8 protein-coding genes are annotated in these 8041 nt (G+C 30.9%); 6 read left to right on the forward strand and 2 right to left on the reverse strand.

Annotated features, from left to right (window positions below):
- Positions 1–238: 238 nt before the first annotated feature.
- Positions 239–559, reverse strand: a complete 321-nt coding sequence (locus tag N5D90_RS16780) for a hypothetical protein (protein ID WP_280038216.1) — start codon at positions 557–559, stop codon at positions 239–241.
- 442 nt (positions 560–1001) lie between these two features.
- Here N5D90_RS16780 and N5D90_RS16785 point away from each other — a divergent pair, with 442 nt between their 5' ends.
- The 6 genes from N5D90_RS16785 (at position 1002) to mph (ending at position 5886) form a co-directional block, all read left to right on the forward strand.
- A complete protein-coding gene (locus N5D90_RS16785) occupies positions 1002–2036 on the forward strand; it encodes a replication initiation protein (RefSeq protein WP_280038215.1) in 1035 nt (344 codons plus the stop codon).
- A gap of 41 nt (positions 2037–2077) precedes the next feature.
- Positions 2078–2530 carry a hypothetical protein gene (locus N5D90_RS16790; RefSeq protein ID WP_280038214.1) on the forward strand — a complete coding sequence of 151 codons (453 nt, stop codon included), beginning with the start codon at positions 2078–2080 and terminating at the stop codon, positions 2528–2530.
- 97 nt (positions 2531–2627) lie between these two features.
- Complete coding sequence (locus N5D90_RS16795; protein WP_280038213.1) at positions 2628–2888, forward strand: hypothetical protein; 261 nt, start codon at positions 2628–2630, stop codon at positions 2886–2888.
- Positions 2885–3160, forward strand: coding sequence for a Txe/YoeB family addiction module toxin (locus N5D90_RS16800; protein ID WP_280038212.1), 276 nt, complete (start codon positions 2885–2887; stop codon positions 3158–3160). The genes N5D90_RS16795 and N5D90_RS16800 overlap by 4 nt, the downstream gene beginning before the upstream one ends.
- Before the next feature lie 613 nt (positions 3161–3773).
- A complete protein-coding gene (gene mef(C) / locus N5D90_RS16805; RefSeq protein WP_085286200.1) occupies positions 3774–4997 on the forward strand; it encodes a macrolide efflux MFS transporter Mef(C) in 1224 nt (407 codons plus the stop codon).
- A 4-nt stretch (positions 4998–5001) separates the two neighbouring features.
- Positions 5002–5886 (forward strand): Mph(E)/Mph(G) family macrolide 2'-phosphotransferase, encoded by an 885-nt coding sequence (gene mph, locus N5D90_RS16810; protein WP_078213155.1) that lies wholly within the window; start codon positions 5002–5004, stop codon positions 5884–5886.
- Between the two features lie 217 nt (positions 5887–6103).
- Here the strand turns inward: mph and lnu(H) are convergent, their stop codons facing one another.
- Entirely contained in the window at positions 6104–6886 is a 783-nt protein-coding gene (gene lnu(H) / locus N5D90_RS16815; RefSeq protein ID WP_051021433.1) for a lincosamide nucleotidyltransferase Lnu(H), read from the reverse strand.
- Between the last annotated feature and the right edge of the window lie 1155 nt (positions 6887–8041).

Raw genomic sequence — 8041 nt, forward strand, 5'->3', positions numbered from 1 at the left:
TCCTTAAAAACCTAAAAATCATCTTCATTTTTAATTTATAAAAAGTGTCAAAATTTGATTCAAGTTTCACTTGAAAATAATAAAACGAGGCGTTTTATACTACTTGCTTGTTTTGAAAAAACAAATTTCCTCTCCCTTTGAAAAACTCTCCAACAAAAAAAGAGGAAAACCCTTGATAGAATTTCCCTCTTATTCGCTTTCAAATTAAATATTTACACTTATATTTTCACAAATATATTTAAAGTTTAGCATTAATTTGATTAGCAACTAATCGAGCCGAATTTAAAATATAGTGCTCCTCATTATTTTGGTCTAAAAACAGCCTTAAAACATTTTCTAGTGCAAACGCTTCAAAGTATTTAAGCGAAATATTGAAATTTTTGGTGTTTTTACGTTCCGTAATCGCTTTTTTCTCTAATTTGATACATACATCTTCGCAAATGGATAAAAGTGCTTTAAACGCGAAATTTGAAGCTTCCACCGGAATTTCAAAATTCATCAAAATGTACACAATGGCATTGAGATTGGATTTATCGAGGTTAATTTTAATTTTATTCACTGATAATCAATAGTTTAAATAAATGATACAAAAAAACGGCGCCGCCCCCTGGTGCGACCTGCGGTCAGCTGCATCTTTTTTTTTGTTTTGTTTTTCTTTTCAGAACTCTTTCCAAAAACGATTTTGAAAAGAGTTTCGAAAGTAGTCGATTTTTCATTGAAAAATCACCCTTAAAAGACTAAAAAAACACCATGTTTTTGTATTAAATAAACATAGCTTATCTAACATTACTTATCGGCTTTCGACAAAAAACGTATATTAAATTGAATATCATAATAGTTACAACGTTTTAAAAAACACTAACTATAACTTATTGAATAAACAACTATAACTTATTGAATAAATAGAAAACACCTAACTATAACTTATTGAATAAATACTATAACTTACATTTGTGTAAGTTATAGTATTTATATAAATTTGTTTTTCAATACTATAACTTATGTCTAAAATCAACAATAAAGAAGTGTTACAATCTTATATTTTAACGACAGCTAAATATGACTATTCTGTTTACGAGAAACGCATTCTTTATCGTCTTGTAGAACTTTTTCAAGGATTACTCCAAAATCAGAAGCTAAACGATAAGATAACTATTGAACAGGATAATCAATGTACTAGTATTGTTAGTATGCCTATTAAGTTGTTTTTACAAAACGAAACAGATACAAACCATATTCGAATAAAGTCAGCTTTAAGAAATTTAGCAAAAAAGTTTTTTGAATATGAAGATGAAAACGATTGGGAATTGATCTCAGTAATTTCAGAACCTAAAATAAAAAAAAACACAGAAATTGCTACTTTCAGAATAAATCCAAAAATAGTAGAAGCATTTTTAGATTTCTCAAAAGGCTTCAAAAAATACGAACTTAAAGTAGCTATGGAATTTGAAAGTGTATATACTATGAGGTTTTACGAATTGCTTTCAAACCAAAAAACTCCCATTAATTATTCAATAGATAAATTAAAAGAGATATTTAATGTTACAGATAAATACAGATTAACTGGTGGTTTTATTCAAAAAGTTATCGAACCTGCAAGAAAGGAACTTGACAGATGCTCTCCTTACACTTTTCATTACGAACCAATCAAAACAGGTCGTAAGATTACAGGTATTCGTTTTATTCCGATTCATCAACCACAATTTGAAGATGAATCATTGAAGAAACAAAAAGTAATGAAACAAATGTCTAATCGTTGGTTTATTCCTAAAAACATTGAGGATTATTTGAAGTACAATTACGAGTTTACAGATAAAGAATTAAGCAATAATATTAGCTTGTTTGAAAACATATATAACAACCTTTCAGAAGAAGAATTATTAGACTTTTTAGTTGAATTAAAAGAGCAATCTGTACTCTATGAAATCAAAAATCTTAAAGCGTATTTGATTGGTTCATTAAAAAAGAAAGCTGAACAGCTTTTTGAAAATAAATACATTAAAAATGACCATAATAAAAACCTAGACAAAAGCTAGACTTGACCTATATTTGACCAACTAGACAAAATCAACGAAAAATGAACTATATTGATGTAAAAGAAGCTTGCGAAAAAACAGGAAAAAGCGAAAAAACAATTAGAAGATTATTCGCTAAAGATGAATCTAAGCCATACTTACAAAAAAAGGGAAATAAAAACTTCATAGAAGTTAATTATCTTTTTTCTATCTATGAAGCTGAAAAAAAGACCAAAAAAGAACCTAGACAAAATATAGACACGACCAATAAAAGACCAAGCGACAACGAATTGAACGAATTAAAAATAAAACTGGCTTTATATGAGCAAGAAATAAGATTAAACAAGACTTTACACGAACAAGAATTGAAAAATAAAGAACTTCTTTTGCAAGAAAAAGAGGGCAGAATAATGGATTTACAAAAAACTATTTTGCTTTTAGAAGCACCTAAAGAAGAAACACAAAAAACTGAACAAACTCCGATTCAGAAGAAAAAAAGATGGTGGCATCTTTAACCTTTTATTTCTACAGAGGGTTGTTTTAGGTTTCAATTTATTTATACTTATTAATTAAAAACTATTCTGTATATTTGTGTACACAAATGATTACACAATGGCAATTATAGAAACTACAAGTAGACAATTCAGAGAACATCAAAAAGATTTCTTTGATATGGTCGATAAAGGTAAAAAGGTTGTAATAAGACGAGGAAGTAAACAAGCTTATGTTCTTACACCTATTTCTCAAGACGACTTATATTTTACAGATGAAATGGTACAACGTATAAAAGATTCTGAAAAAGAAATAAAAGAGGGAAAAGGAATTAAGATAAAATCTAAAGACGAATTACAACAATTTTTTGATAGCTTATGATTTATGAAGTGATCTTCTCTCCTAAAGCAAAAGAAGATTTAAAGAAACTTAAAAAATCAGAACCTAAAGCATTTCAAAAAGCAGTTATTCTTATTAGTGAATTAATGGAACACCCTAAGACCGGAACAGGAAAACCTACACTTAAAAAATATAATTTAGCGGGGTTCTATGCTCGTAAAATAACAGATAAACATAGATTAGTATATTCCATTGATGATGATAAGATAATTGTCCAAATTGTATCTGCAAGAGGACATTATGATGACAAATAAAAGCCACAATCTTTTTAAGATTGTGGCTTTTAGTATTTATAATAAAAAAGAAGGTTTTGTTTTTACTACAAAACCTTCTAAACCAACCTAAACCTATGAAAAAACACTTTAGTGTTTTCTAAGTTAATAAAGTTCAAAACGAATGCCATTATTTTCATTAAATATCTATTTATGTAATAATTAACATATGCTATAACAAAAAAAAGTCCTCCAATTTGGAGGACTTTTTAATTTGTTTATATTTTACATAATCTGTGTTATGTTCTTTTTGATTGCTTAACGTTTTGGGGCTTTGCGATGGTGGGGCAATCGAAGCACAAATCTTCAATTTTGCACAAAAGTTGAACCGAAGAACAACAGTTGAACTTTGCAGTTTCGCCCCACTATTGCAAAACCCTTGTTAGCTGCTGGGCTTAATTTTGCTAAAATAGCTTATTTTTTGAGATAATAATTTGTACTTTTGTGGCTTCACTTCCAAAAAGTATACAACACGTGGCAAAGCCTTGGATTAAATAATTATTAGGGTAATTCTCTTCAAAACCCACTTTTATGGTATAGTACTCTATTAGTATTATGCTACAATTATTTTGTTGTATAATTTAATCAAGTTTTTATGGAAAACCGTAAATGGTTTAAGACCTATATGTTTATATGGGCTGGACAGTTTGCTTCAATGCTTACAAGTTATGCTGTTCAGTTTGCTATTGTTATATGGCTTAGTCTGGAGTACAAGTCAGCCGAAGTTTTAGCCTACGCAGGAATAGCAGCTATGTTGCCTCAAGCATTGATAGGCTTAATAGCAGGTGTATATGTTGACCGTCTCAATCGTAAATATGTAATGATTTTTTCGGATGCTTTTATAGCTCTCTGTGCCCTTTTGTTACTCGTCATTTTACAAAATGAAAATGTTAATCTTATATGGATATACATTTTATTGGGTTTACGCTCTGTTGGTAATGCTTTTCACGCTCCGGCACTACAGGCAATTGCTCCGCTGATTGTACCCCAAAATGAATTGATAAAGGTAGCAGGAATTAATCAGGTGTTACATTCGGTTTGCAGTATTGGTGGTCCTGCCATTGGCACATTAGCCATTGCTTATCTTCCTATTTCAAAAGTATTGTACTTGGATTTGATTGGAGCATTGCTGGCTATTCTTTCACTCGTGATGGTGAAAATTCCCAATGTGGTTGCGAAGTCAAAATCGTCTGCACATTCTATTGCTACAGAATTTTCGGAAGGGTTTCAGACTGTTTCAAAAAACAAAGGTTTGCGTTATCTTTTTCTTTATGCAATGGCGATAACCTTTGTTATAATGCCAGCTGCCATTATGTTTCCGTTGCTCACAACAGGGCATTTTGCAGGAGGAAAATGGGAGATAGGAATTGTAGAAGTGGTTTGGGGCGGAGGTATGCTTATTGGCGGTGTCATCCTGAGTATTTTCAAATTGAAAGGCTCAAAAGTAGTCGCAGTCAATGTTATGTATGTATTATTGGGACTTACATTTATTTTGAGTGGTGTATTACCTGCAAGTTGGTTTGTAGGATTTGTGATGGTAACAGCCATTGGCGGTATCAGCCTGTCTGTTTTCAATGGCTGTTTTACAGCAATTGTACAAACAGAGGTAAGTCCTGAAAAATTAGGACGTGTATTTTCACTTTATTATAGTTTGGCAGTTTTGCCAAGTGTAATCGGTTTATTATTCACAGGCCTGATTGCAGAAGTTATTGGTGTAAACATTACGTTTATCATAAGCGGTTGTTTGGCAATCCTTGTGGGTATTCTTTCGTTTAGCACTCGCAACTTAATGCAATTAGGTAAAATCAAAAATATTTAAAAAAATGAAAAATAGAGATATTCAAAAATTAGCGGAAAGAAATGGGTTAATTCTTTCGGATGAAATGAGTTTTAATGAAATGGGAATTGATTTTAAGGTTGGTTTCGCTACAGATAGGGATGGCACAAAGTGGTTGTTGCGTATTCCAAGAAGAACAACCTTAGGCGAACAGATTGCGAATGAGAAACGCATTCTTCAATTGGTGTCGAAATACCTTTCGGTTCAAGTTCCTGATTGGCGTATAGCTAATGAAAAACTGGTAGCCTATCCTTTGCTCGATGGAAAACCTGCACTTACTTATGATGCGGAGACTTATGAAGTAACCTGGAATATGTCTAAAGAAAACGACCTTTATATACCATCATTAGCGAAAGCACTTATAGAACTTCATTCAATTCCTACGGAAGAAGTACTTCGTAATAATCTAAAAGTTTTGACACCTGAACAGGTTAGAAATGAGATTTCTGAAAGATTGATTTTGGTGAAATCTGAATTAGGGATAAATGCCGAATTAGAACTTCGGTACCAAAAATGGCTGGATAATGATGCCTTATGGCCGAATTTTACAAAATTCATTCACGGTGATTTGTATGCAGGTCATACACTTACTCATCATAATGGAGAAGTTTGTGGAATTATTGATTGGTCAACTGCACAAGTCAGCGATATAGCACAAGATTTTTCAGGTCACGTTACTGTTTTCGGTGAAGAAAGTCTGAAAAATTTAATTTCGGCATACGAAAAACAAGGTGGAGAAGTATGGGATAAACTGTTTGAACAAGCAGTTGAACGAGCTGCTGCCGCACCTCTAGCTTATGGATATTTTGCTTTAGAAACACAAGATGAAATTCATCTTAGTTCTGCAAAATTACAGTTAGGTGTTGAGTAGATTTTTTTTAGTAGGGGCTGACACCTTAATCGGGTCAGCTCCCTATTATTTCAAGGGATGTTTGTCTATTAGCGTTGTTGTGTAGCCTTGCAGCTAACGGTTTACGGCTTGGTGCTGTGGCGGCCTTTTAGTACTGTGGTTGAATAAAATTACTATCGTTCAATTGAGCACATCTGTTCAATAGAAATCCGTCACCCGCCATTTCGCCAAACCGATGTTAGCGGTAGTTTTTTCTTATTTCATGTAGGATTTCTTTCATTTTTGGTTCAATATTTAGTTCGTCAAATAGTTTTTCCGATAAATTTAATGAGTTTTCAAAAGCTAAAATTATATTTTTAGGATTTAAATCCGATGTTACTGTTTTATACGCAAAATACCAAGTCGTATCAATATCCTTTTCAAGACTTTTAGTTGGACTTTCCCAATGTTGGGTTTTGTTTGTTCTTGCTCTAATAAGCCAAAGCAAATATTTCTGAACATTTGATAAACTATGATGAGCATGAGCAAATTCTTCTCGCTTAATTAAGTTGCTTGTTGTCAGTATAACATTCAGTAATGATTGACTTAACCACAAGATGTTTTCATTTGTTATTCTTTCGGGCGATTTCGTTTTGATTTGATTTAGTGTTTTCGTTAAATGTCCGTCTTTGTCGATTAGGTTCATTTGGTCAAAATCGCTAAATGCAACAATTCCGTCCCAAGATTTGATAATTTCAATTTCCTCCGTTTTTAAAAAATGAAATTCGCCTCTGACCATATTCTCAAAAATAGCAACTTCGCTTCCATATTCATTTGTAAAATATAATGCCACAGGATGAATTTGATTTACCCATTTTTCCGACGAGAAATTTTCTTTATTTTTTAAAAAGATGTAAAATTCGATATCAGAATATTTATCTCCTTCGCTTTTAGTAAATGAACCATACATAAAAACAGCGGAAACATTTTCGTCTTGTTGAGCTATAGATTTTGTTTTGTTAATCATTTGTAACTGCGTCATTTCTTCTAATTTTTAAAAGTTGATAATAGAAATTCTCACTGCTTTTTGAAAGCAATAAAAAAGTTTCACTTTTTTTATTTTGAACATTTACTTATAGCTTCATCGGATTATATTTTTTTATGTTCAACATTCTGTTTGGTAAAATTACCGCTAACATAGTAATTTACGAAGTAAATAATAGAAAAGTTTCGTGAAATATTCCCTATATCCGTATTTCGTGTAATTACTTTGTTAAAAGTAATAAATTCTTTGATAGTCTATATTATCTAAATAACATTTGTATGAATAGCGAGGTTTTTATTTAAAATTTTTAAATTCTCAATCATGGATCACGAAACTCTACAATTGATACTTTATTAATCTATTTCATTACTTAACATAATTCTTATTATAGCCTTTATTTTTCGGTGTAATTAACTGATTTTAAATCAGTGCCGAATCAGATAAACGAAAATCAAAAAAGAGGGGCTTTGTAGCCCTCTAAAAGCGTTGAAGCTTGATTATTCAAACAGGTCAAAAAATGATAAAAAAGAAGCTAATCGGAATTTTTTCGATTGGCTTTTTTTTATTTAAACTTATAAAAACGTGTTTGGAAAGAAGTAAAACACAACACACGTCCAATCCTATTTTTTAAAAAATTCATCAATTCTCTAAATCTGTTTAAATCTACAAATCATATACATATTATATATTTTAACATTATTGATAATCAATATATTACATTTAAAAATAAGCTAAAAATATATTATTTATATACTTTTTGAAAATGCTGTTTTCACAAATCATTGAAAACTAACAACTTACGAAATGTCACGCAGTTCCCTCTTGCTATCTTTATTTTTCTATAAAAATTGTTCATTTTTAAGAAAAAAAAGAGCCTTAAAAAAGCCTTTCTAAAAACGTGTTTTGAATGAATGCTCAATAGATAGAATAAGCAAAAACATTCTCCTATTATAGCTGTATTAAATTTGTTGGAGTTTAAGAATACCTCCTTTAAAAAAACACCTTAAATATGCTTTATATCAATTAGTTACAATCAAAATACCTCCTTTTTAACATATAAAAGGAGGTATTTATATCTGTATGTAATTACTAATCAATGGAATAGGTTTTTGTATCGGGGTTTCCCCGATTCCGTCTTGCTATTCCTACTTT

Source organism: Empedobacter sp. GD03797, assembly GCF_029842105.1.
GTDB lineage: Bacteria > Bacteroidota > Bacteroidia > Flavobacteriales > Weeksellaceae > Empedobacter > Empedobacter falsenii_C.

What these genes read in the sequence shown, in the direction of transcription:
- N5D90_RS16785 (WP_280038215.1), top strand. Translation starts at nt 1,002, where the DNA reads ATGTCTAAAATCAACAATAAAGAAGTGTTACAATCTTATATTTTAACG.
- N5D90_RS16800 (WP_280038212.1), top strand. Translation starts at nt 2,885, where the DNA reads ATGATTTATGAAGTGATCTTCTCTCCTAAAGCAAAAGAAGATTTAAAG.
- N5D90_RS16795 (WP_280038213.1), top strand. Translation starts at nt 2,628, where the DNA reads ATGGCAATTATAGAAACTACAAGTAGACAATTCAGAGAACATCAAAAA.
- N5D90_RS16790 (WP_280038214.1), top strand. Translation starts at nt 2,078, where the DNA reads ATGAACTATATTGATGTAAAAGAAGCTTGCGAAAAAACAGGAAAAAGC.
- mph (WP_078213155.1), top strand. Translation starts at nt 5,002, where the DNA reads ATGAAAAATAGAGATATTCAAAAATTAGCGGAAAGAAATGGGTTAATT.